This is a genomic window from Peribacillus sp. YIM B13472 (genome assembly GCF_042788005.1).
Taxonomy (GTDB): Bacteria; Bacillota; Bacilli; order Bacillales; family DSM-1321; genus Peribacillus; species Peribacillus simplex_E.
The window spans coordinates 13,773-40,119 of sequence record NZ_JBHZPG010000031.1 but is presented as its reverse complement, the minus strand read 5'-3'; the positions used below and the strand labels follow the sequence as shown (position 1 = coordinate 40,119).

The window sequence follows — 26,347 nt, the reverse complement described above, 5'->3', positions numbered from 1 at the left end:
TCTATGTGTTTATCCTGAGGGCTCACTTCTTTGATCCATCTGATGCTCCATAATCATTAATAGTTAGTTTTACATCGTAGTTGATCGGAGTTTCACTAAATGTTTGGTCCCAATCCTTTTTGACCTTCTTCCATACTTTTGGGTGCACAATTCTCAATTGATTTCCGAAGCCAGCAACGTCCACTTGGTATTCTTTTTGCATTTTTTCTAATACATTCCCCACCAAGCGTTTCACTTCTTTTTCAGATGATTTTTCTGCTTTTTTTAAAAATTCATTTTTAAAAGTATTTCCTGAAGTCACCCAATTTTCAGACAGTCTACCCACTGATTCAATGTTTACATCAAAAGAGATGTTGTCTCCTTTAACTCGAGGTACGATACTGCTTTTCATGGATTCTATCTCATACACAATCAGCTGACCGGTTTCTTTATCAAAGCTTTTCACTACACCGCCTTTCCCCTTACCTGTTATCCATGTGACGCCCTCCAGTTCTTCCTCATTCAAAAAACCAGTCATTTTGTGTGTCCTTCCATCGATCACGGCAGCACCCGCAAATTTGACTTGCCCATCCGCTGATAGAACTTTTTGGATTAGAAAACTAGATCCTGATTTGATCTTGCTTTCTACTTTAATATGCGACATGGGAGGTAAAATCCTCGTTGTTCGATAGGCATTTTCTACAATGCCAGCCAGACGAAACGCTGGAATTTCTCCATCTTTCTTTGTTTCCAGTGTCTTGCTTGCTCTTCCTTTACTGATGAGCACAAGACAGCTTGGTCTAACCTCACTTTCTCGAAAATTTTGATTAAGTAATTGTTCCAACTTATACGATTTTGCAAGATCTTCACCTATAACAACCACTTTCAGATGGTGAGCGGTTACGGGTTGTTCACTTCTCAATGATATTTCACGAACCATTTGGTGGAAGGAATCACCAGTTTCGGAAACGTTAAGATAAGATTTTTGTTCTGGTCCTGATTGTTTCGTTGTTGAACTTGCTACTTGTGGAGTGATAAATTGATAGGTTGCAGTAATCCGGTCCTTTTTTGAATAACCACCCCCTTGTTCGTTTAATTTTTTCTCGATGGAGGACGGCTTGGCTTTATCGAATGCCAAACCTATACCTAGACTTTGCTCTTCGATTTCATGACTGCTCCAACATCCTGTAAGGGATAAGAACAAAAGAACGGAGAGGGAAATGAAGAGGGGGCGTATATTGTTATGTGATTGTTTCATATTTTCCTCCCTTTATTCTTGAGATAATAAGCAGAAGAAGCGGAAGTAAACCAAATAAAAACAGTGCGATATTGCCGACGAAATCTCCTTGTTTAAATAGGTCATTCATATTTTTCGGAATCATGGCAATGATGTATAGAATCGGAAGCAAGCCAAACATAAATGGGTGAATGCTCTTTTTCGTAAGTTGAGCCAGCCCTAAAGCGGCTGCAAAGTAGGTGATGGTAAATGTAGCAAATATCTGCATGATCCAAACCACGAGCAATAAAGATTCAAACCGTTCAAAGATCAAACCGGAGATTTCAAAACTGCGTATAAGATCCAGAGTCGGCCATGTTCTCGTGACCACTCCATCAACAGATAATGCCCCGATAACCATTACGACCGTTATTACATAAAAAATCAATGGAATGGAAACTCCAACAAGCATGGCTTTTACTGCTTTTTTTGGCTGATTCATAAACGGAAGAAGCAGTAACATGATTTCAGGCCCTGAAAAAGCGAGAGCCGTTGTTTTTACTCCTTTTAGTACAGGAATGATTCCTTCTCCTAATACCGGACGCAGATTATCGATCTCAAATATTTTGATGCTCATAAAGGTAACTACCAAAAAAAGGATAACTGTCAAAGGTAATATAATTTCAAAAAGACGGGCTATCGGGTTAATGCCACCGATGATGAGATAAAGACCTACCCACATGAAAATCATAATAATTGCCCATGTAGGGGTACCCTCCAGAAGTAAATACCTTATAACTTCAGCCATTGAACGGAGCTGAAATCCGGAAGTCATAAGAAAATAACATATAATAACTAAACTAAGAAAACTCCCCACCCATTTTCCTACAATTTCATTGATGTACTGATAAAAGGTCTTATCGGGAAACTGTTGGCTTAATTTGACCATGATCACCCCTGCGATTATCGCGATAATCCCGCCTATTATAACGCTTATCCATACATCTGGTGTATGTACCTTCTCCGTCGATGATCTGGGTAGGGTGAGTAATCCTGTACCGAGTATGAAGTTTATGACAATGACAGCTGCTTGAGGAGTTGTAATTTTGTCTTTCGGACTGAGAATCATTCTTTAACCACCCTTTCACCGATAGGTTATCCTTTACGTATGGGGTCTTTAGTATGCAACATCTTTGGACGGCGTTTCATCATCATAAGTGGCATGCGAACCATCAGGTCTTTCCACTCACTTAAGCGATAAGGAACGGCTGGACTCAAATAAGGCACACCAAAGCTTTTTAATTTCACTAAATGGCTGGTCATTAAAAGAAAAAAGAGAATGACCCCGTACAATCCAAATGTGGCAGCACAAATCATAGCTGGAAAACGCAGAATCCGTAATGTAATCCCAATACTATAGTGCGGAATGGAAAATGATGAAATAGCAGTTAACGCTACTACAATGACCAAAACGGGGCTAACAATCCCTGCCTGTACAGCAGCTTCCCCTATGATTAAACCGCCGACAATTCCCATTGCGGGACCGATTGGCTTAGGCAATCGCAGTCCTGCTTCCCTCAAAATTTCGATGGATATTTCCATGAATAATGCTTCGATAAGTGCCGGAAAGGGTACCCCGGACCTGGTTCCTATAATGGAGATGGCCAGTTTGGTCGGAATCAACCCTGAATGAAATGAGATGAAAGCAATATACAAAGACGGTGTAAAAAGAGCCAGAATAGCTGCGAGGTAACGAAGCATACGGATGAATGTACCAGGAATCCACCTTTCATAATAATCTTCCGGTGATTGTAACATCATGCTTAAGGTAACCGGAACGATCAAAGCGAAGGGCGTCCCATCCAATAAGATGGCCACTCGACCTTCCATTAAAGCAGCGATCACGCGATCCGGACGCTCTGTATTCTGTACTTGCGGAAAAGGACTAAGGTAATTATCTTCGATAAGTTGCTCTACATAACCTGATTCCGGCACACTATCAATATCGATTTTCTTAATTCGGTTTTCTACCTCTTGAACTAATTCGGGCTCAACAATATCATTGATGTAAGCAACAACCAAGTCTTTTTTTGAACGCTTTCCTACTTGGAATTTTACTAATGATAAACTCTCAATTTCACCACTACCCCTTAAAAAAGAGGTATTATCACTCAATGATTCAGTGAAACCGACCCGTGGGCCTCTGACTAATGCCTCTGATACCGGTTCTTCGATCGTCCTTGTTTTAAGTTTTGTAGTTCCAAGGATCAGCGCATCCAATGATCCATCAATTAAAAGAGCGGTAGAACCTGTTAGTACTTTAGATGCTAATTCTTTAATGGATCGAACTTCTTCTATTCCACTAATGGATAACACTTCATTTTTTATGAATTCTTTTGAAATGCTCTCTTTGAGGTAGGGAAGGTTCTGTTTATATTCTGCTGAAAAATCAACCATCAATGATGGCATAATATGCATATCTATGAGGTCTTTATCCGAAAGTCCATCCACAAATATGATAACTGACCGTATACCGGTACGCCCTAGATTAAATTCCCGAAAATGGACATCCCAATTATGGCCAATTTCTTGCTTAACACATTCAAGGTTAAATTCAAAATCATCTGTAAACTGACGTGTTGTATCTTGGGAGGTATTTGCTTCTTGTTTGTCTTTATCGGTACCTTTTCCTTTTTTACCAATCTTAGATAGCCACTCCTTCATCATCATCACTCATCCTTTGGGGTGCGAAGCAAATTAAACAATTTGCTGATTAGATATGGAATAACAAACACAATAAAAGCTTGTATAAAAACCTGCCATTCTGGAAGGTAGGAAACAATCGTTTTCCACATTTTCATCACCCTATACTTGTCTCAGATAACAGCTAAAATTCCTTTATTTCTCAAATAGTATTAATATCTTCTGCGTTTCTTATGCAATGAAGTTAAAAGCAATTAGCCATATTTACATAATTTATACTTCGTATTAGCTATGTGAAAAAATTGATTTTGAATATATTGAAGGAGAGAAGGAGGAGAAATTGATTCTGGGACTTATCCGAATGATCATGGTGAGATTTAATGAACATGAATCGTGAACAATTTATTGGGATGTATTAGTGAAGTTTTTAGAAAGTAAAAAAGAGGGTGTTTTTTTATCGGTGCTTTTAATGGGTATTTTAATTAATGATTTTAATAATCGACTTTTCCTCTTTGAAATGGAGAAGACTAATGCTCAAAATTTGAAATGTAATTTTAAAAATATAAATATCAAATTGAAATGATGTTCAAATTCATATATACTGAAAATTGAGAATTATTGTTAAATATTAGCTTAATTTGGGAGATATCTGCATTTATCAACTTAAGAATAAGATACCCAATCGCTAACCGGAACGGAAAAGGATACACGATGATCGCTTTATAGGATTGTGATGCCTGGTGAAAAAATAGAACGGAATGAATGAGAAGATTATCTTTCGATATGGGTCAAAAGGCAAAGTTGTTCCTTATTTAAAGGGGTGGAAAATGATGAATATATGGACAAGCTGCACACTTAGTTCAATTCTGGCTCTTTCCTTACTATCACCATCCGTGTCTTTCGCTAATGAAAATTCAAATCAGGAAACTGCCAGCCAGTATCCCATGTTAAAGAAAGCAAAAAAACCTGAAGAAGCGGGCTTTTCGTCTGAAAAGCTGGAAAAGGTGGATCAGCTTATTGAAATGGAAGTGGCTGCCGGTTTCCCTGGTGCTGCCCTGATTGTCATAAAGGACGGAAAAATCGTTAAAAATGAAAGCTACGGGTACAAACAGAAATATAATGAACATACACCTCTTAAGAAGTTTCAGAAAATGGAAAATGACACGTTATTTGACCTTGCTTCAAACACGAAGATGTATGCAACCAATTTTGCCATTCAGAAATTGGTCAGCGAAGGCAAGCTAAATATCCAGGCAAGAGTCCGACAATACATTCCTGAATTCAAAGACACGGAGGAGGATGTGATCAAAGGAAAGGACAATCTGAGGATTATTGATGTTCTCCATCATACAGCAGGGTTTAGACCTGATCCGCAATATCATAATCCAAAGGTTTCTAAAGAACTCTACTCCCAGGAACGGGATAAAACCATCGAGTTCATTTCCAAAACACCGCTCACATATGTACCCGGAACACAGAATGTATACAGTGATGTCGATTATATGCTGCTTGGCGCCATTGTTGAAGAAATAACGGGTAAGCGGCTTGACACCTATGTTGAAAATGAATTGTACAAGCCACTTGGTTTGAAAAATACAAAGTTCAACCCTCTTCAAAAGGGCTCTAAGCCAATGGATTTTGCCGCAACTGAATTGCTTGGTAACACCCGGGACGGCGTGATGGATTTCCCTAACATTCGCACATACACACTTCAAGGGGAAGTACATGATGAAAAAGCCTTTTATTCGATGGGAGGCGTTTCAGGGCATGCAGGTCTTTTCTCCAATACGGAAGATATGGCCGTCCTCCTGCAGGTGATGCTGAATGGCGGGGGATACGGTAAACATTTGTTGTTTGATCAAAAAACCATCGATGAATTCGTCGCACCGTCCGCGATGAATCCTACATATGGACTTGGGTGGAGACGAAATGGCGATGCTAGCATGGAGTGGATGTTCAGCCCTTATGCGAGCGACAGTGCCTACGGTCATACTGGATGGACTGGGACGGTCACGATCATTGATCCGGAGATGGATTTAGGGATTGTGCTACTAACTAATAAAAAGCACTCTCCTCTCGTTAACCCTGTAGCCAATTCCAATCAGTTTTTTGGCGACCTCTTCAAAACAGGAAGCTATGGAAGTGTTGTAACTGCGATTTATGAAGCATTGGAAACGAATGAATGAATGTATGAATGTATATCTCCATAAAGTAAAAGGCCTCCGATTAAAGTCGGGAGGCCTTTTACGGAATCAACTTCGATTGCATCCTCGACATCATGGATATCCGGGAACATATCAACCAATTCCAGGTATCTTTTAAACCCTGCATATCCCTAGGGCAAGGTCTCCAAAATCGAGCTGATTTGTATGATTGGTGCTATGAAAATATTGGATAGCATGATGAATGCCGAGCTCCCCATAGGTCATTTTTCCATGGATGACATACCAAGCTCCGCAGCCTAACACGGTTAAGGGGAGTGAAGAATCATCCCCTAAAAGATTTATTTTAAAAAAATATATTGACTGAACAGCTTGTATCCGCTTACAATAATACTTAGTTATTAGTGTATTTAGAAAATTGTAAAAGAGGTACCTGCATGACAAAGGAATTCGACAAAAGAATCGGGCGCCATGCAATCATGTACGCGTTTGCGGACGAAGAGGAAGAAGTCATATTGACGAATGATCTAAAGCGGATGGATTGGCTTTATGGAAAAGGTAAAGTCGGTTCAATGGAGCTGCAGAAAATAGTTGCGGCCATTGAGACATCAGCGAAAAGACTTGGATTAGTCAATCCCGATATGTATCGTGAAATGCATGCGCTGTATCATGCGATCATCGAAGCACTCCAAGGAGTGACACGCGGCCAAGTCGAGCTTGGCGGCCTTTTGAGGACTGCGGGCCTTCGGTTTGCAATCGTTCGGGGCAGGCCGTTTAAAAACGGGGACGAAGGTGAATGGATTGCTGTCGCCGTGTATGGAACGATTGGAGCACCGGTTCGGGGATTTGAACATGAAGCCGTTGGCTTGGGAATTAACCACATTTAAATAATTAAAAGCCTATAGTTATTTTAGTGAAATAGGGGGCTGTATTGAAAGACTGGATAAGTCTGTCAATATGGCCTCCTTTTGTGTGTTTTAAAAAAAGAATAGGGGTGCAGGAAATGATTATGTTAACGGGTCAAACTTTAACGATTGAAGAAGCGAAAAAAGTATTGTATGAAGAGGCATTTGTCACTGCTTCTGCCGAGAGTGTTAAGAAAGTGGAAAAAAGCCGGGAAGCGGTTGAAAATATCGTGAAACAAAAGAAGGTCGTCTATGGCATCACAACAGGTTTTGGAAAGTTCAGCGATGTTTTGATTGATGCAGAGGACGCAGAGCAGCTACAGTGGAATTTGATTCACTCCCATGCGTGCGGAGTCGGCGAACCATTTCCAGAGGTGGTTTCGAGAGCTATGGTCCTTCTCCGTGCCAATGCGCTATTAAAAGGGTTTTCAGGCGTCCGTCCTGTCGTCATAGAACGTTTGATCGATCTTTTGAATGCTCATATCCACCCGGTCATCCCTCAGCAAGGTTCTCTTGGAGCAAGTGGGGACTTGGCGCCGCTTTCCCATTTAGCGCTAGTATTGATGGGAGAAGGGGAAGTGTTTTATAAAGGAGAGCGAATGGAGGCCATCGTAGCTTTATCGAAGGAAGGCATTCTTCCAGTGACACTTAAAGCAAAAGAAGGTCTTGCATTAATTAACGGAACACAGGCCATGACGGGGATGGGACTCGTCAATTACATTGAAGCTGAACAGCTGGCCCATCAAACTGAAGCGATTGCTTCACTGACTTTAGAGGGATTACGCGGCATTGAAGATGCCTTTGATCCGGATGTTCATCTAGCACGCGGTTACCGCCAGCAAACAGAGGTCGCGGAACGGATCCTTCGCATGATCAGCGGCAGCCAGCTCATCACCAAGCAAGGAGAACTGCGGGTACAGGATGCTTATTCGCTCCGCTGCATCCCGCAAGTGCATGGTGCATCATGGCAAACTCTTGATTATGTAAAAGAGAAATTGGAGATCGAAATGAATGCTGCGACGGATAATCCGCTTATTTTTGACGATGGGGAAAAGGTTATTTCAGGGGGGAACTTCCATGGCCAGCCGATAGCATTTGCGATGGACTTCATGAAAATCGCTGTTGCCGAGCTTGCGAACATTTCAGAGCGCCGCATTGAGCGACTCGTCAATCCTCAGCTGAATGATTTACCGCCATTCTTAAGTCCGTCACCTGGCTTGCAATCTGGAGCGATGATCATGCAATATTGTGCAGCTTCACTCGTCTCTGAGAATAAAACACTCGCACATCCTGCAAGTGTTGATTCCATTCCATCTTCAGCGAACCAGGAAGATCATGTAAGCATGGGAACGATTGGGTCCCGACACGCACATCAAATCATTCAAAATGTTCGCCGCGTTTTGGCGATAGAGCTCATTTGTGCCTTACAGGCGGTGGAATACCGTGGAATAGAAAAGATGGCTCCGTTTACAAAAGAGTTTTATACGGAAGCAAGAAAGCTCATTCCAAGCATTACGCAAGATCGTATCTTTTCAAAAGATATCGAAGCAACGGCAAGCTGGTTACATCAAATCGATTGGAATTCATTTATTAATAGGAGTTTACCTACAACATAATATGAAGTGCGGAATATCCGAATAAACGTTAGGCTTATAGCCCTTTGACTTGGGTTTTAAGCCTAACATCGTTATGTAAATGCAACATAGATCCCAAAAATCCAAAAAGGTCCCGGCATTAGAGAAAATGACCTTGAAATAGTAATAAATGCAGGAAATGACTATTGATGGAATGATCGGCTTTACCTATTCGTGCTAGATTAAATATGCATTTTTGGAGGGGAACCCAATTTGGAAAATAGGCAATTGCAGCCGTTTGTTAAAAATGAACAAAACCAGCCGTCAAATACTTTACAAAGAAAGCTAAAAGCGCGCCACCTTACGATGATTTCGTTGGGCGGTGCAATAGGGACAGGGCTTTTTCTCGGCAGCGGGCCGGCCATTCACTCTGCAGGACCTGGCGGGGCTTTGGTAGCTTATACCGTTATCGGTATCATGGTTTATTTTATTATGACAAGTCTCGGAGAACTTGCATCATTTATGCCAGTCAGCGGAGCTTTCAGTACCTATGCTACGCGTTTCATCGATCCGGCACTAGGGTTTGCACTTGGTTGGAACTATTGGTTCACCTGGGCGATGACGCTTGCAGCGGAACTATCTGCCGCAACGATGGTTATGAAGTTTTGGTTTCCTCACAGCCCGTCATTCTTATGGAGTTCTTTGTTTTTAGTTTTGATATTCTTATTGAATTACGTATCTGTTAAAGGATATGGAGAAGGGGAATATTGGTTTTCGCTCATTAAAGTGGCGACCATCATCATTTTTATCGTTGTCGGAATATTGATGATATTCGGGATCATGAACGGAGAAGCGATTGGTTTTAAAAACTTCACAGTTGGTGACGCCCCGTTTGCCGGTGGCTTTTTGGCAACATTGGGTATTTTCATTGCTGCTGGTTTTTCTTTTCAAGGGACAGAAATAGTCGGTGTGGCAGCCGGTGAAAGTGAAGACCCGGCAAAAAATGTACCTCGTGCAGTTCGCAGCATCTTTTGGAGGATCTTCCTTTTTTACATCCTAGCGATACTTGTTATTGGACTGATCGTTCCTTATACGAATGGCAGCCTGCAGGGACACACGATCATGGTTAGCCCGTTTACGATGGTGTTTGAAAAAGTGGGACTGGCATTTGCTGCTTCCGTGATGAATGCCATCATTTTGACAGCCGTATTATCTGCTGGTAATTCAAGTCTTTACGTGACAAGCCGAATGTTGTACTCAATGGCAAACGAAGGGCTGGCACCGCGTATTTTTGGGAAGCTCAACAAGAGCGGCGTTCCCATTTGGGGACTGATTGTGACCTCGCTTGTTGGGATGCTGGCATTTTTCGCTTCCATTTTCGGTGATGGAGTTATCTATATTTGGCTGATGAATGCAGTTGGGGTCACTGGATTTATATTCTGGCTGGGTATAGCGGCGAGCCATTACCGGTTTAGAAAAGCATACATTGCTCAAGGGTATTCACTGGACGATCTTCCCTATCTATCAAAATGGTTTCCTTTCGGACCGATATTTTCCTTTGCCCTTTGTTTTTTCGTTTTAATGGCGCAAAACTATCAAGCCTTTCTTGGAGATACCATTAATTGGGCAAGTGTGATTGCTACCTATATTGGCATCCCATTTTTTCTGGTAATGTGGCTTGGGTATAAGTTCATTAAGAAAACAAAAGTAATTCCGCTAGAGGAATGCCAGATTGATTTTGATGAACATAGGAATGCCAATTAGTATGTATTGATAATATGCATTAACCTTGAAATGAAATTGTTGTTTCAAGGTTTTTTTCTGTATATTTGACACATTCCCATGTGTGTCTGCATTAAAATATAACCTATAAAAAAAGTATTAAATTCCAATCTTGCCAGATCCGGAACCGCTTAAATTTGCCCGTGATTTGTGACTGAAAATCGCTTTTTCCGTTTTTTGGATCATTTTAGATTTTAAAAAAACTGAAAAAATTTGTGGTGGATGATGGGCGTTTATGATTATAGGAAGCCAAAGTGTTGGTATATCAAGGTTTTTAGAGTCTTTCGGAACCTTTAGAATCGATGTCGTAAATGGGCTTTTTAGGCAAGAATTCCGTCCCGCATCATTTGAACTTATATTCATTTTTTGTTAAGGTAATGAAGTACTTTAGGGTTACAGGTTCATTCCGTGTGCTGGGACTGAACAAAACTCTAAAATAAAAATCCATTAAATTTCAGTTGGTATATGCTGTGCCTGTTAGTTTCCTCAGTTGTATTGCACCTCTTTTCCCTGCAAAGCTCAAATTAGACACATTGGGAATCCCATAATCATATTTCTATGCGTTTTGGTGTTATACTGCACTGCAAGTACCATTCCATCTGGTTAAGGAAATGAAGTACTTTAGAGGGTAGTCGTAAGTCCATCATCCGGACCTAACTCTAAGTGGAAATCGTTTATATTACAGTTGGTATATGTTGTGCCTGCTAGTTTCCTCAGTTGTGATTGCACCTCTTTTTTCCTACTTGAAATGCTCAATTTATCACACATAATATAATCCAAGTAAAGAATTATTTCTTGGGAATAATAAATTTAGATTATTTTTTTATCCACTTTATGCCCTGTGTCACTTAATAAGTGTCACTTCCGCTTTTTCGAAGAAAAAGTAATGGGGTGGAATTTCGGTAATTTGAAGGTACTTGTGCATTAATAATCATCACTCGCATAAACCGGGGGAATTCAGCAAAACTGAATATCATATGGGCAACTATTAGAATGAGGTGACTTGATGAAGCCGTATGTAGAAGTCAGAAATGTTTCGAAAATTTTTGGCAAATCTCCAAAAGCAGCAACAGACTTATTGAAGCAAGGCAAATCGAAAAAAGAAATCTTGAAGGAAACGGGACAAACGGTCGGAGTGAATAATGTTAATTTCGAGATTTATCCCGGCGAGATTTTTGTCATCATGGGCCTATCAGGAAGCGGGAAATCCACTTTGATTCGCATGTTCAATCGTTTGATCGATCCCACTTTGGGTGAAATCTTAATTGATAATGAAGATATCGTGAAGATGAACGCTGCCCGCCTAAGGGAAGTCAGACAAAAGAAAATAAGCATGGTCTTTCAGAACTTTGCTTTATTTCCGCATAAAACGATATTGGAAAACGCTGAATTTGGGCTCGAAATTCAAAAAGTGGATCCAGCAAAACGTCATGAAAATGCGATGAAGGCACTCGAGGCCGTTGGTTTGAAAGGCTACGAAAATCAGCTGCCATCACAGCTTAGCGGCGGTATGCAGCAAAGGGTTGGGCTAGCCCGGGCACTCGCAAGTGATACGGATATCCTATTGATGGATGAAGCCTTTAGTGCCCTTGATCCATTGATTCGTAAGGATATGCAGGATGAACTGATTCAAATCCAAGATCAGTACAAAAAAACGATCATTTTCATTACCCATGATCTTGATGAAGCATTAAGAATCGGGGATAGAATTGCCCTCATGAAAGATGGAAGTGTAATTCAATTGGGAACCCCTGAACAAATCATGATGAATCCAGCCAATGAATTCGTCGAGAAGTTTGTGGAAGATGTTGATCTATCAAAAGTATTGACAGCATCTCATGTGATGATACGCCCAGAGAAGATCGCGGTGGACAGAGGTCCGAGGGTTGCCTTGGAAATCATGCGCAAACAAGGGTATTCCAGTATTTTTGTTGTGGATAGAAAGCAGACGTTATTGGGGGCCGTGACAGCTGAACAGGCTCGTCAGGCAATGAGCAATAACCAATCGATCTCTGAAGTGATGACAACCGATATCCCAACTGTAAAAGAGGATGAATTACTTGGAAACCTCATGGATGTGATGGCGACTTCAAGCTTGCCAATCTCAGTCATCGATGATCAGAAAAGAATTAAAGGAATTCTGCTTCGTGGTGCCGTTATCGGTGCTTTGGCCGGAAATAAAGATTCCTTGAATGAAATGGAGAGTGAATAATTCAATGAATATGCCGAAAATCCCACTAGGAGCTTGGGTCGATTCTTTAGTGGATTGGATAACTATTGTATTTGCTGGATTATTTACACTTATTACGAATGGGATCGAAGGACTACTGGATATCCTGGTCGATGTAATGAGTGCTGGACCTTCCATCGTGTTAATTATAGTGCTAACCCTTCTGGTTACCTATACAAGCAGATGGCCCTTAGGGATATTTACATTCATCAGCTTACTATTGATCGATAATCTTGGTTATTGGGAATCAAGCATCCAAACACTGGCAATCGTTATATTGTCAGGAGTCTTAACGATAGTGATCGGGATACCGATCGGAATATGGTGTGCCCAAAATAACACGGTGCGTAAGATCGTTACCCCGATCTTGGATTTCATGCAAACGATGCCTGCATTCGTTTATTTGATTCCTTCGATTTTATTCTTTGGAATAGGCGTAGTACCGGGGATCATTGCGTCATTCATTTTCGCAATCGCACCGACAATCCGTATGACTAATCTTGGGATTCAAGAAGTGCCTAATGATCTGATCGAAGCATCGGATGCTTTTGGTTCAACCAGCAGCCAAAAGTTATTCAAGGTACAAATACCATTGGCTACTCCAACGATTATGGCAGGAGTCAACCAAAGCATCATGCTGGCACTATCCATGGTTGTTACAGCCTCATTAGTTGGAGCACCCGGACTTGGGGCGGATGTCTACAGGGCTGTCAGCCAAATAAATGTTGGACAAGGATTTGAAGCAGGATTATCCATCGTAATCATTGCAATCATTCTCGATCGTATCACGCAAAACCTTCGTAAACCAGCTTACGAACATATCGTTAGCAGGAAAATCATTTTTACAATACTGGCCTTACTAGTTGTGGGTACTGCACTATTCAGTGCTTTTACAAAAGATACGGCTGTGAACGGGGATAAAAATAGTTTTGCTGCCAAAACCAATTATGAAATCATCGGAATTGAACCTGGAGCAGGATTGATGAAGTTGACTAAAACGGCTATAGATGATTATAAGCTGGATGATTGGAAGTTGGTTGAAGGGTCTTCGGCGGCAATGGTTGCTGAATTGAAAAAAGCGATTGATAAAAAAGAACCAATCGTCGTTACAGGATGGTCACCGCATTGGATGTTCTCGAAATATGACTTGAAATATCTCGAAGATCCGAATGAATCCTTTGGCGGGGCGGAAAATATCAATTCGATTGCCAGAAAAGGCCTCGAGCAAGATGCCCCCGGCGCTTATAAAATTCTTGATCAATTCTTCTGGGATACTAAAGATATGGAAGATGTAATGGTCAAAGTTACTGATGGTATGTCTCCTTCAGAAGCAGCAGAAAAATGGATAAAGGAAAATCAGGACAAAGTATCCGAATGGACCAAAGGTGCTGAATCAGGAAATGGTGAAAAAATCAAACTGGTTTATGTTGCATGGGACACTGAAATTGCCAGCACAAATGTGATTGGCAAGGTTCTGGAGCAGAATGGCTATGACGTAACATTAAGTCAAGTTGAAGTTGGACCAATGTTTGCCGGCGTTGCAAACGGAAGTGCGGACGCAATGGTGGCTGCATGGCTCCCGGGAACACATCTTGAATACTATAATAAGTATAAAGATGATATGGTTAATCTTGGACCAAACTTAAAAGGAACAAAGAATGGTCTGGTCGTACCGGATTACGTCGATATTGATTCAATTGAAGACTTGAAATAAGAAAACGCGGGAATTTCAGAAATGAAATTCCTGCGTTTTTTTAGTTTAAATGGGCCACTGGGGTTTTGAATACTGAAGATCAATGGATGGAAACGAATTTACTCCTCAATTCCTCTTCCGTTACTTCGATCTTTCCTTTCAAATCTTCAGCCAGTAATACATAACTTTTCACGCCAATGAATTCTGAATGTGATATTAAAAAGAATTTTGTTCCTTTTTTATACGCAGTAGGAACATCTTCAATCAACTTAAACATTTTCATCCTTTTTCCACCTTGGATATCATAAATTCGTAACGGGTGTATTCATAACTGCTTTTGTAGTAGACGTAATAGCATGGAACAAGTTGATAAGGAATTAGTCACTACTAAGATACAACTTCTTCTTTTCACTTTTTATATCATTGATATTTATGAGCGGTCAACTATTATTACTGGTAGATACAAGAAGCATCTGGCATTATCATTTGTTTGCAAATTATGAGTATTCCTAACTTTCTGTGGAACTGCCTATCCGTTGAATGTTAAAATTCAGTTGGAGAACAGTGTTTCTTGATACATAAGGAAAAGAAAAGAGAGGTATTGAAAGTGCTCTCAAAAAGTGATTTTGAAGGGTGTGGAAATATTGAAACCAATCATATTTGATGTTGATACTGGGATTGATGATGCCATGGCGATGGCGTATGCTTTAAATTCCCCGGAATTGGAAGTGCTCGGATTCACCACTTGCTTTGGTAACGTGCCCGTTGTTGAATCGACCCGTAACACACTTGCCGTTTTGGAGAAATTAAATAGGCGCATTCCGGTTTTTGAAGGTGCTGACCAAACTTTGGTGCGCGGAAGGAAGAAGAAATATCCGAAGCATGTTCATGGGGAAGACGGGTTAGGAAATACTCTTCAGTTTGAACCAACCATCAAAGCATCACAAGGAAATGCAGCAGATTTCATTATCGATCAAGTGAAAAGCCGACCGCATGAAATTACGATTGTTGCAGTTGGACCACTGACTAACATCGCATTGGCGATTAAAAAAGCCCCAACGATCATGTCCTTGGTAAAAGAGGTAGTTATTATGGGCGGTGCCGTAAACGTACCAGGAAATGTAACGCCCTATGCTGAAGCGAACATAATATCAGATCCTGAAGCAGCTGATCAGGTATTTGCTTCAGGACTGCCAATCACCCTAGTGGGGCTTGATGTGACACTCCAAACATATCTGTTGAAATCGAAGCTTGATGATTGGCGTGCCACTGGTAAGGAAAGCGCCAAATTTTTAGCGGAAATGACCGATTATTATATGAAAGCATATGAAAACTCCCATCCAGGTTTGGGCGGTTGCGCACTTCACGATCCGCTTGCTGTCGGGGTTGCGATTGATTCAAGTTTTGTGAATACAGAATGGATGAACGTCAAGGTGGTTACCGAGGGTGAAGAAACAGGCAGGACAATTGGTCAAAAGGATGGCGAACCTAGAATCCGCGTCTGTACGAATGTGGAAAGTGATCGGTTTTTGAAACATTTTTTGGAACGGGTTATATGACTAAACAACGTAATTGAATGATTTGGGATTGAATCAATTATAAAGGGCGAACAGTATGGAAACGTTTGATTTTCAGGTTTAATCAAACGTTTGATTAATTTCCTAAAAAGAAAGTCTAAAGTCACTATTATTATGGTGTAAACCATATTATTGGATAATGGTTCAGAAATATTGGGTATAAGGAACTTTTTTTACCATAAAAAAGTAAAAAGTGAAAAATTAATTAAAAAATAGGTTTAAAGATTTGGAAAAACAGGTACATAGGCTTTTATAATGCCATATTTAGGTTTTTTTGCATAATCATAATTTACCATTTTTCGACTTTGCGCTTATTTATATGGCAGAAAATGTATGGTTCTATTAAAATGTACTATATAAGATAAAAGGAGGATTTTTTATATGTCACAAATTCGTGTAACACCTTCAGAACTGAAAGATGTAGCTAGACAATATGATAATGAGAGCCAACAAGTAACGGATATGATTGGTCGTTTAGATAGAATGAGAGATCATTTAACTGGTATTTGGGAAGGTTCTTCCAGTGAGGCTTTCGTAGGTCAGTACGAAGAATTAAAGCCTTCATTCATGGATATGGCCCGTTTGTTGAATGAAGTTTCTCAACAATTGAATAAATCAGCTCAAATCCTTGAAGATACAGATAATCAGATTGCTAGTCAAATTCGCGGATAATCATTAGGTCAATGAGATAAAGAATTTTCTAGGAAAAAGCGCCGCGACTCTTTATGAAGATCGTGGTGTTTTTTTGCTTTAAAAGAGGTGGTTTCCATATATATTCAACTGACGATCGATTTAAACAGGTATACAGGGGAAGTGTTTGATTTGCAAGTGTCGAATTACCGCTCCATCAAGAAGGTTGTGGAAATAATATGGCAGGTAAAGGATATTGCCAGTGCACCTAAAGAAGGCTATTGGGTGCGGGTCCAGAATAAAGAGTTCGTATGTTCAGGTTATGAAACCCTGCTTGATAGCGGAATTACGACGGGGGACCGCCTTGAAATCCTCTAATGGATTAAGTGTGGACTCTTTATAGGAAAAAAGTCTAAAGCCCTTTAGCAGGGGTAAAGGAGTTACATAAAATGGATGAGAAAAAATCCTCATATCTGGAGAAAAAAACAGAAGCTGCAATGATGAAGGATGATAAGGGGCATTCGTTCGTTTTCCAACGGGCAAAACTATCGATGCAAGACCCACTGGAATTACAGCTTATTCATGAAGCGGATGATGCTCTCCAGAAACATATAGAAGTGACAGAGGACGAGGTGCAGATCAGAGTAAATCCACCAGCCTCTTTTTTTGTTTTTTCCAAAGCTAAAGATAAAAATCCATTGAGCAGATGGTTATCGTCTTATCAAATCTTGAAGAAAATCAGGAATCATGAATTGAGCCGCCTGCAACTAGTCGTCTGTCCAGAAAATATCGTTTTTGATTCAAGCTTGGCCCCATATTTCCTGCATTATGGCGTAAAAGAGAGTTTGCCTCCTTATGAGCATGATCAAGATGAGCTATTTAAAGAAACGAAGGCAACGATTTCGGCGCTTGTGGATGGGCAGTATACATTCGAAGAGTACCTGCTTTACCATAAAACGCTAAAACTATCGAACGAATCACAAAGTATATTGGCATCGGGGACTTGGGATGAACTTTCCACGGTCATTCAAAATCGGATAGATGCTTTAGAGAAGGAAGAAAAAGCATTTGTGCATATCCCTGAAAAGAAATGGAAAACGGGCCGTTATACACTTTGGGGTACGGTGATCGTTCTAGTGCCACTGCTGTTGTTTACGATTTACACGCTATTCTTCTCCCAACCTAGGCAGGAGGCATATGTAGAAAGCGGTGAAAGCTTCTTAAAACAAAAGTATAGTGAAGTCATTGACCGTTTGGAAAACTACGATCCAAAAAATATGCCGTATGTCGTTCAATATGAACTGGCTATGGCCTATGTCACTTATGAGCCGTTAGATGATGTCAGGAAGAAGAATGTAGAAAATGCAATTACTTTGCAAACGGATAGTCAGTATCTCCTATATTGGATTTATATAGGCAGGGGCATGAACGAGGACGCGATCGATTTGGCGAGAATCATGGAGGATCGCGAATTGATTATGTATGGGCTGGTAAACCAGAAAGAACAGATTAAGCTAGACGATAACCTTTCAGGGGAAGAAAAGGAAACGCAAATTAAAGAAATCGATACAGAGTTGTCCCAATATGAAAAGGAAATAAAGGAATTGCAAAAGCAAATGGAGGAACAGCAAGATCAGAACCAGCCTGCAACAGAATCGAATATAGAGGATAAAGGCGCAGCGGAAGCAAAACCTGCTATAAAAGAAGAAGCGGAAAAGGAACCTGCTTCTGAGGGGAAAGAAGAAAGTAAGGATTCCTCCAAAAAATCATCTGAAGAAAAAGAGAAAAGCAAAGAGTGAGCAATGGGCCTTTTGCGGAGGTGAGATTTAATGAGTTTATTATGGATTTATTCTAAGGAGACCTACCAATCCTATACGATCAAGGATGATCATAACGGTCCAATTACGATTGGTCCATCAAAACAGGATACGATCACGGTTTATTCCATTCCCTTTGAACATGGTCCCATCAAGCTGAAAAAACATGAAGGACTTGATGGATATGAGGTGTTTAGAGAGGACAGGAAGCTTGGCGATGTAAAGCCATTCCAAAGCTTCACCTTTCATGAAGGAGAAGAAACGGTCGAGATTTTTTATACAGCAGGGGAATTGGAAGAAAGCCTCTATTATATAGGCAATTTGAAAGAAATCACTTTATCGGCCAAGGTGGGAGCGACTATCCGTAAAGAAGGACCAGTTTCCGGCAATGGATTTTCCTTTTTGCTTCATAAAGGGCAGTGGCTTCTCATGCCAAAGGAAAATAGCACGATATTCCTGAATGGTGAAAGGGTGACGAAGGCTGTTCCCATTCAAAATGGTGATCTGATTTGCTGGCCGAATATGGCGCTGAGGTTGGTTGAAAGCGACTTATTGATGATTCACTGTGCCGAGAGTTATGAAACTTCTTTATCTAAAATGAAGAAGCCAATCTCTGAAATGAAAAAAAACTATCCACAATATCGCAGGACACCAAGGATGATCTACGAATTGCCGGATGAGAAAGTGACAATATCTTTTCCGAGCCAGGAGTCGGAAGATAATAATAGAGGGTTATGGCTAATCCTTATGCCGCCTTTAATGATGTTAATCGTCATGGGGGTCATCACGGTCATTCAGCCTCGGGGCATTTTCATCATCATATCGATTGTGATGTTCACAACGACTTTAGTTACCTCGACGGTACAATACTTTAAAGACAAAAAGAAGCAAAAATCCAGAGAAGAAAAACGTCAACGTGTATATACCAGGTATCTAGAGCAGAAGAGGGAAGAGCTGCAAGAGCTGTCTGAAAAACAAATGAATGTGCTGTTCTATCATTACCCTTCCTTTGAAAGGATGAAGCTTCTAACTGATAGTATCAGCGACCGTATATGGGAGCGAACTTTGGAAAGTGAAGATGCCCTGCACTTTAAGATCGGAACGGCGACCATACCCTCAAGTTATGAAGTATCGGTAAATAGTAGCGATATGTCCAATCGGGATATAGATGATTTACTTGAACAGTCGCAAGAACTTGTGGATGTATACAAAAACCTGGATGATCTTCCGTTATCCATCGATTTATCAAGCGGATCGATGGGCCTGGTCGGAAAGGAATCGATTGTTAAACGGGAGTTGCAACAATTGATTGGGCAACTGGCCTTTTTTCATAGTTATCATGATGTTCGATTTGTGGCCATTTTTCCGGAAAAGGATTACCAAGAATGGGAATGGATGAAATGGCTCCCTCATTTTCAATTGCCGCATGCCTATGCAAAAGGCTTTATATATAATGAGCAATCACGTGACCAGCTACTGACCTCGATTTATCAGCTATTGAGGGAAAGAGATTTGGATGAGAACAAAGGGAAAGTGAGATTTACTCCCCATTTTGTCTTTATTGTCACGGATCGTAATTTAATTGCGGAGCATGTCATATTGGAATATTTAGAAGGTAAAACAGACGATTTAGGTATCTCGACTATTTTTGCAGCGGATGCAAAAGAAAGTTTGACTGAAAATGTCCATACGCTTGTGAAATATATAAATGATCTTGAAGGTGAAATTCTCATCCAGCAAACGAAGGCCGTTCATACTCCTTTTAAACTTGATGCCCATTCAAAAGAAGGGAATGAGCGTTATGCACGTACGCTGCGTTCACTAGATCATCAAAAAGGCATGAACAATTCCATACCGGAAACGGTATCATTTCTGGAATTATTGAAAGTTCGTGAAGTGGAAGATCTGCCCATTAGCCAAAACTGGCGGACCAATCAGTCTTCCAAATCCTTGGCAGTTCCCATAGGATTGAAAGGGAAAACGGATAGGGTTGAATTGAACTTGCATGAAAAGGCGCATGGCCCCCATGGATTGGTTGCTGGAACGACAGGGTCGGGGAAGAGTGAATTACTGCAAACCTACATCCTATCATTAGCCGTTCATTATCATCCACATGAAGTTGCCTTTTTGCTCATTGATTATAAAGGTGGGGGAATGGCACAGCCATTCAGGCAGATTCCGCATCTGCTCGGAGTCATTACGAATATTGAGGGAAGCAAGAACTTCAGTGCCAGGGCACTAGCCTCCATCAATAGCGAATTGAAGAAACGCCAGCGCTTGTTCGATCGATACGAAGTTAATCATATCAACGATTACACGGACTTATACAAAGAAGGCAAAGCGGATGAACCGTTACCGCATTTATTTTTGATATCAGATGAGTTTGCGGAACTTAAAAACGAAGAACCCGATTTCATCCGCGAATTAGTAAGTACGGCGCGTATTGGACGGAGCCTGGGAGTTCATTTAATTCTCGCTACACAAAAGCCGGGCGGTGTAATTGATAACCAGATTTGGAGCAATGCCCGTTTTAAAATTTCCTTGAAAGTGCAGGATGCCAATGATAGTAAGGAAATTCTTAAAAATAGCGATGCGGCAAATATTACTGTCACCGGACGGGGATATTTGCAGGTAGGAAATAACGAGGTTTATGAATTGTTCCAGTCTGCGTGGAGCGGTGCACCATATTTAGAGGATACGGTTGGATCTGAGGATGAAGTGGCACTTGTCACGGACCTCGGCCTTGTTCAAATCTCAAATGTATCGGAACAGATCACTAATAAGAGGAAAGAAAAGATTAGTGAAATTGAAGCCGTGGCGGATCGAATTGTGGCGGCACAGGAAGAAATGGAGATTAAGAAGTTGGCAAGCCCATGGCTGCCTCCTCTTTCAGATCGTTTATCGAGAAACACTGAAAGAAGCTTGACGAGCAATCAATTCCACCTGGGAATGAAGGATGAGCCCGAATTGCAGAGCCAGACAAATTATGTATATAACTGGATTGAAGATGGGAATGTTGGGGTTTTTGGTTCTTCCGGATACGGCAAGTCAACCACCGTTTTGACACTACTATTTAGTTTTGCAGATCAATTCAGTCCAAAAGAGCTGCATTATTATATTTTCGATTTCGGGAATAGCGCTTTACTGCCAATGCGCCAGCTGCCTCATACTGGGGAATACTTTAGGTTCGATGAGCTAAGGAAAATCGAAAAATTCATGTTATTCATGAAGGCGGAAATGGAAAGACGTAAGCAGCTTTTTTCTGAAAATGAGCTTAGTAACATAAAGCTTTATAATGCATTAGTGGAAGATAAATTGCCGATTATTTATATCGTGGTCGATAATTTTGACTTAGTGAAGGATGAGATGCAGGACCAGGAAGCGCAATTCGTTCAGTTTGCACGTGATGGACAATCACTTGGAATATTCATGATTTTAACGGCAACGAGAATCAATGCGATTCGCCAGCCGTTAATGAATAGTCTTAAGACGAAGGTCGTCCATTACTTAATGGACAGTTCGGAACAATATTCGGTTTTGGGGAGAACCCCTTATGAAAATGAACCTGTTCCGGGTAGGGCGTTGGTGAAAAAGGACCAAACCTATCTCACGCAGGTTTATCTACCAGCCGATGGTGCGGATGATATAGCCGTTTTGGAAGAAATGAAACAAGCCGTGGCAGAACATAAGGTTAAATATAAGGAAACAGCCAAACCGCCGGCGATTCCGATGTTACCGGCACGTCTTGATTCCAGCAGCTTCAAGAGTTACTGCTCACAAGCCATTAAGAAGGATTCCATTCCAATCGGGCTTTCAGAGGAAAGTGTTGCACCTGTTTTCGTGGAGTTGAATTCCAATCCATTCCTACTTGTCGTAGGACAGTCACGTAAAGGGAAAACGAATGTCATTAAAGTGCTCTTGGAATCGTTGTTTACACAGGCAATTGGGGAAATTGGTTTATTTGACGGAGTTGACCGTGGCCTATCTTCTTATGCTTTAGAGGAGAAGGTGAGCTATGTGGAAACAAAAGATCAGATAACCGAATGGCTCGATCATATCACTGAAATATTTGAAGAACGTGAACGAAGTTATCTAGCGGCATTGGAAATGAAACCGATGAAGCAACTGGAATTCCCACGGATCATGTTTGTCATAGATAGCATTTCAAGGATCCAGCAAACGATAGACGGCAGGATTCAGGATAGGATCAGCGGTTTGATGAAACAGTACAGCCATCTCGGCTTTAGTCTGATTGTCGCTGGAAATGCCAACGACTTCACGAAGGGGTACGATTCGTTGACAACCGAACTGAAACAAGTCAGACAGGCTATTTTGCTTCTTAAAAAATCGGACCAAAGCTTGTATACCCTCTCCTATTCCAGAAAAGAAGAAGAGATACAGCCGGGTTACGGATACTTTGTGCTGAATGGCCAGGAGAGTAAGATCCAAATACCACTAAGTGAAGAAAGAAGGAGAGTGCAAGAGAGTGTCTGAAAAAGTAAAACCGATGCTATTAATCGGTAAAATACTGGTGATCTTAGCGCTGCCAATCTTGTTTTTTTCTTATATTGGCCAAAATCCAATGAAAAAGACAGAAACGGCTTCACGTGAAATCGCCATTGTAAATGAAGATAATGGCACTGAATTTAATAATAATCCTATTTTCGTGGCCTCAGAGCTTGTTACTACATTGGACAAGGATTCTGAATATGAGTGGTTTGTGGTTAATAGAAGTACGGCGGAAAGTGGACTTGCAAATGAAAAGTATGATGCAGTTATATATTTTCCATCCGATTTTTCAGAGAATATTTATACGTTCGATGATGAACAGCCTGTCAAGGCGGGGATAAAGTACAAGGTACAACCTAGTTTGAATGCAGAGAACATGGAAAAGGTACAAAAAGAATTAGAGAAGACAAAGAGTAAAATGAATAAGCATATTTCAACACAGTATTGGAGCTATGTTTCCCAATCGGTCGAGGACATCCGTAAGAAGTTCGATAATGTCCTTGCTAAAGAAATCGCTTTTCAAAACACGATGTATGAGTTTTATACTCCAAGCTCGGAAAGCCTTGCCGGCGAAATCAAGCAGCATAAGGACATGCTTGAAGGAGTCTTTGCCCAAACGAAGGATGCTGGCAAAACGAGTAATGAAACAATGGATGAAATAGGGAATACCAAGACTCAAATGGCTTCCTTTGTAGAAGATGTAGTTTCTTTTGAGGAATATCAAAAAGCTCAAAGTATCCTTTTTGAGAAGACTTCGGCTCAAAATCAGCAACTTGTCAACGAGAGTGTTCAATCATATGGCAAGGTGCTGAATGAGGGGAACCAGTCGATACCGGAGATTCAGCAAGGGATGAATACGAAATACAGCCTTAATGATCAAGGCATTAGTGAGAATGTTGGAATCATGCAGCAGAAGCTCGATTCCAGCAGTAATGAATTGGAACAATTTTCAACAAGCATGAAAGACAAGCAAGTAGAACAAATTACGAAAATCACCCAAGATCAACAAAGCTCGATTGATCAATTGAAACAATCGGAAGAGGCGGGTCTTGATAACCTTCAGTCTACCTTGCTTGTTCAAAGAGGAAATCTTGCAAGCAGCTCTGGGGATGGGGAGGATATTGGTGAAGGAACGCCGCCTATAGAAGATATTGAAACGGAAGCGGGAAAAGGTGAATCGGTTGCTGCACCTGAAAAGAAGGACCCGATTGATGAACTGTCGCTACAAGTATTGCTGGATCGAATCAATGGGATCAACACGGCACTTGAAAGTTTGGTGCCGGCAGAAGGAAGTGAAGGAGCTGCTGAACAAATCAACATTCTTACAGCAGAACTCCAAACGGAAATCGATAATCTCAGCGGAACGGTAAACGGCAGGACAGGGAATTATAACCAAGTGATAACTGAGTTTAATACACTGGTAGATTCATATAATGATCTGCTGGCGCAGTTTACGCAATTACAAGCTGATTATAATGAACTCGGCACGAATTATAAGGATTTAGGTGACCAATGGAAAAAGTCACAGGAAGATATTCAAAAATTACAGGACATCCAGAGTATGACAATCGATGAGGCCATCGCTGAAATCAAGACTCTCGAACAGTCACTTCTTGAAAAAGTGGGGGGAGAAAGGCGAGCGGTGCTGGTGAGGGCCTTTGAGAATCCTATCACCAATCGGGATTCAACTACCCTCCTTGCCTATTACGGTTCACTCTCATCTTATGGTGAATTGGCTGAAAGAGTCACGGAAGCAAATGTAGATAAGGTATTTGCAGCCAATATAAAAGAATTGGAAAACTTGAAAAATGGGGTTTCCGGAAACGTAGATGAAGAAGCGAAACTCGTTAAAGCGAGTTTAGCGGGAGTCAATGAGAACTTCGGGATGTTCTCAGATTCGATTATGGATTATATGAAAGAATATGATGCTAACGTTGAAACGGGGCAGAAAGCCACTTTAGCCGAATTAGCGGCAATTACCGGGAAGGCTCAAGAAGTGTCTGCCAATTTGTCAGATCATATGGAAGTTCCTGAAATGGAGGACGAACCTCCAGTTAATCTTGATGGAGAAATGTTTGTCTCACTTCAAGACAATACGGCAACAACTGTCGGCTTCATTTCCGAACTTGTCAATTCTGTAGCGGAACGACAGGACACGGTCACGAAGGATACAGCGGACCTGCAAGCGAAAGTGGGTTCAGTACAGGAGAGGGCCGATCAGCTTAATGATAATTGGTCCCAAAATGTAGACTCAACCGAAAGAATCAAGACGGACGTATATAGTGTCTTGAACAACACTCTAGTCGATGATCAGCAGAACGGGTATGTGTACGAATATTTAGCGAATCCTGTACAAATCAGCGGGGAAGTCCTTCATCAGGAAAAGGTTAATATCCCGCCGATCGTCATGTTGGTAATCATACTCATTTCTGGGTTATTGATCGGTTTCTTCCTGCATCATTATGAAACCATTCCAATGATGGTCCATGCGGCCTTATTTACCTTATTGAATCTGATTGTAGGTTTAATCATCAGCATGTATGGTTTGAAGATCTATCCGCTGGGAGATATGCAGGAGATTAAATGGACCATTTTCACCGTCCTGCTTTTATTCTTCTGTTCAGCGTTTACCCGACTTGCCTTCTCGATAGGGCCGTTTGTCGGTGCTATCCTGGTGATTGGTTTGATCAGTTTCTTTACCATTCCATTATTGGATTTAATCATGCCTAATTTCAATGTAGACCACCCGGTTGCAGACGTATACATGTCCATTCAATTCGGTAATCAGTCGGCATTCATTCCGGCTAGCATCATCTTGATTGTGCTGACGCTTATTGCAACGATCACTCCATATATAGTGAAGCGTCTTACAGAAAGAAGAGCAATGGCCCATGAAGTGGAATAAATACGTAATGCCTGTCTTGCTCATCCTGTTTTTTAGCCATGCACCTCATGGCGGGGCTGAAGAGGAACCCATGGTGGAGCCCAATGAATATCAAGAAAAGGATATTGATATTCAAACGGAGTATTTCCATGAAGAAGGATTGTTGGAACAGAAGAAGAAACTGCCTGAAGAACAAAAGGACCTCACTTTTGAAAGAGGGAAATATGATGTCGTTGACTCGGTGAAGGAATCACTGTTTCTGTCTCCGGTAACGGAGAATCAAAATAATACCATCGCTTCAAAATCAGAACAGCTTGGATTATTCTCGGAAATCGCCATTCGAACGAGAAGCGAAGAAGAAACAGAGCCTTCCCTTAATTTTGACCTGACGATATTGCTCGGCATCGTTTTGGCACTTTTGGTCGTTTGTTTGTTTTTTATCCTTATCCCGAAAATGGGAAAGCTGAATGGAGATGTTAAACGAAAATGAAAACAGCCCGATTCCTAAAAGATCAGGAATCGGGCTGTTTTGCTACATATCCATAACGGTTTTAATAAGCCCTAAAAGAAGGGCGGCTGCGAAGATCAAAATGAAGAATTTTTTATACATGATCAGTACCTCTTATATCTTATGAGTGGATTGCATTCATCTTAGCATAAACAAGAAATAAAGGAAGTTTCCTTAA

General features: G+C 41.0%; 17 protein-coding genes. 13 read left to right on the top strand and 4 right to left on the bottom strand.

The window, feature by feature from the left end:
- Nucleotides 1–22: 22 nt before the first annotated feature.
- From ACFX4I_RS20030 to ACFX4I_RS20020, 3 genes are read right to left on the bottom strand one after another with little or no spacing between them, the layout of a single operon-like run.
- The gene (locus tag ACFX4I_RS20030) at nt 23–1,237 is read right to left on the bottom strand and encodes a Ger(x)C family spore germination protein (protein ID WP_377422592.1); all 1,215 of its coding nucleotides are present in this window, start codon (nt 1,235–1,237) and stop codon (nt 23–25) included.
- Nucleotides 1,221–2,324 carry a spore germination protein gene (locus ACFX4I_RS20025; RefSeq protein ID WP_377422590.1) on the bottom strand — a complete coding sequence of 368 codons (1,104 nt, stop codon included), beginning with the start codon at nt 2,322–2,324 and terminating at the stop codon, nt 1,221–1,223. Before ACFX4I_RS20025 ends, ACFX4I_RS20030 begins: the two co-directional genes overlap by 17 nt.
- 26 nt (nt 2,325–2,350) lie before the next feature.
- Nucleotides 2,351–3,919 carry a spore germination protein gene (locus tag ACFX4I_RS20020; protein ID WP_377422623.1) on the bottom strand — a complete coding sequence of 523 codons (1,569 nt, stop codon included), beginning with the start codon at nt 3,917–3,919 and terminating at the stop codon, nt 2,351–2,353.
- An 809-nt stretch (nt 3,920–4,728) separates the two neighbouring features.
- On the opposite strand from ACFX4I_RS20020, the gene pbp4b reads away from it, so the two are divergent.
- From pbp4b to ACFX4I_RS19990, 6 genes are all read left to right on the top strand, one after another.
- On the top strand, nt 4,729–6,084 hold the full coding sequence (gene pbp4b / locus ACFX4I_RS20015; RefSeq protein WP_377422621.1) for a penicillin binding protein PBP4B: 1,356 nt from the start codon (nt 4,729–4,731) through the stop codon (nt 6,082–6,084).
- A 413-nt stretch (nt 6,085–6,497) separates the two neighbouring features.
- Entirely contained in the window at nt 6,498–6,947 is a 450-nt protein-coding gene (hutP, locus tag ACFX4I_RS20010) for a histidine utilization transcription antiterminator HutP (protein ID WP_377422589.1), read from the top strand.
- A gap of 116 nt (nt 6,948–7,063) precedes the next feature.
- Nucleotides 7,064–8,581, top strand: a complete 1,518-nt coding sequence (hutH, locus tag ACFX4I_RS20005; RefSeq protein ID WP_230301830.1) for a histidine ammonia-lyase — start codon at nt 7,064–7,066, stop codon at nt 8,579–8,581.
- Between the two features lie 324 nt (nt 8,582–8,905).
- On the top strand, nt 8,906–10,303 hold the full coding sequence (locus tag ACFX4I_RS20000) for an amino acid permease (RefSeq protein ID WP_377422619.1): 1,398 nt from the start codon (nt 8,906–8,908) through the stop codon (nt 10,301–10,303).
- Between the two features lie 1,024 nt (nt 10,304–11,327).
- Nucleotides 11,328–12,533, top strand: a complete 1,206-nt coding sequence (locus ACFX4I_RS19995) for a quaternary amine ABC transporter ATP-binding protein (protein WP_230301831.1) — start codon at nt 11,328–11,330, stop codon at nt 12,531–12,533.
- A gap of 4 nt (nt 12,534–12,537) precedes the next feature.
- Nucleotides 12,538–14,265 (top strand): glycine betaine ABC transporter substrate-binding protein, encoded by a 1,728-nt coding sequence (locus ACFX4I_RS19990; protein ID WP_290369670.1) that lies wholly within the window; start codon nt 12,538–12,540, stop codon nt 14,263–14,265.
- A 79-nt stretch (nt 14,266–14,344) separates the two neighbouring features.
- Here ACFX4I_RS19990 and ACFX4I_RS19985 read toward each other — a convergent pair whose 3' ends face one another.
- Entirely contained in the window at nt 14,345–14,527 is a 183-nt protein-coding gene (locus tag ACFX4I_RS19985; protein ID WP_230301832.1) for a hypothetical protein, read from the bottom strand.
- A 361-nt stretch (nt 14,528–14,888) separates the two neighbouring features.
- On the opposite strand from ACFX4I_RS19985, the gene ACFX4I_RS19980 reads away from it, so the two are divergent.
- The 7 genes from ACFX4I_RS19980 to essA all read left to right on the top strand — a co-directional run bounded on the left by ACFX4I_RS19980 (nt 14,889) and on the right by essA (nt 26,151).
- Nucleotides 14,889–15,803, top strand: coding sequence for a nucleoside hydrolase (locus tag ACFX4I_RS19980; protein ID WP_377422586.1), 915 nt, complete (start codon nt 14,889–14,891; stop codon nt 15,801–15,803).
- Between the two features lie 399 nt (nt 15,804–16,202).
- On the top strand, nt 16,203–16,493 hold the full coding sequence (locus tag ACFX4I_RS19975) for a WXG100 family type VII secretion target (protein WP_034306171.1): 291 nt from the start codon (nt 16,203–16,205) through the stop codon (nt 16,491–16,493).
- A 96-nt stretch (nt 16,494–16,589) separates the two neighbouring features.
- Nucleotides 16,590–16,829 carry an ESX secretion system protein YukD gene (yukD, locus tag ACFX4I_RS19970; protein ID WP_053537134.1) on the top strand — a complete coding sequence of 80 codons (240 nt, stop codon included), beginning with the start codon at nt 16,590–16,592 and terminating at the stop codon, nt 16,827–16,829.
- A 71-nt stretch (nt 16,830–16,900) separates the two neighbouring features.
- Nucleotides 16,901–18,250: a type VII secretion protein EssB gene (gene essB, locus ACFX4I_RS19965; protein ID WP_377422584.1), complete on the top strand. Its 1,350-nt coding sequence runs from the start codon at nt 16,901–16,903 to the stop codon at nt 18,248–18,250.
- 30 nt (nt 18,251–18,280) lie between these two features.
- Entirely contained in the window at nt 18,281–22,762 is a 4,482-nt protein-coding gene (gene essC / locus ACFX4I_RS19960) for a type VII secretion protein EssC (RefSeq protein WP_377422582.1), read from the top strand.
- Entirely contained in the window at nt 22,755–25,682 is a 2,928-nt protein-coding gene (gene esaA, locus ACFX4I_RS19955; RefSeq protein ID WP_377422580.1) for a type VII secretion protein EsaA, read from the top strand. The genes essC and esaA overlap by 8 nt, the downstream gene beginning before the upstream one ends.
- Nucleotides 25,669–26,151, top strand: coding sequence for a type VII secretion protein EssA (essA, locus tag ACFX4I_RS19950; RefSeq protein WP_377422578.1), 483 nt, complete (start codon nt 25,669–25,671; stop codon nt 26,149–26,151). Before esaA ends, essA begins: the two co-directional genes overlap by 14 nt.
- Nucleotides 26,152–26,347 lie beyond the last annotated feature (196 nt).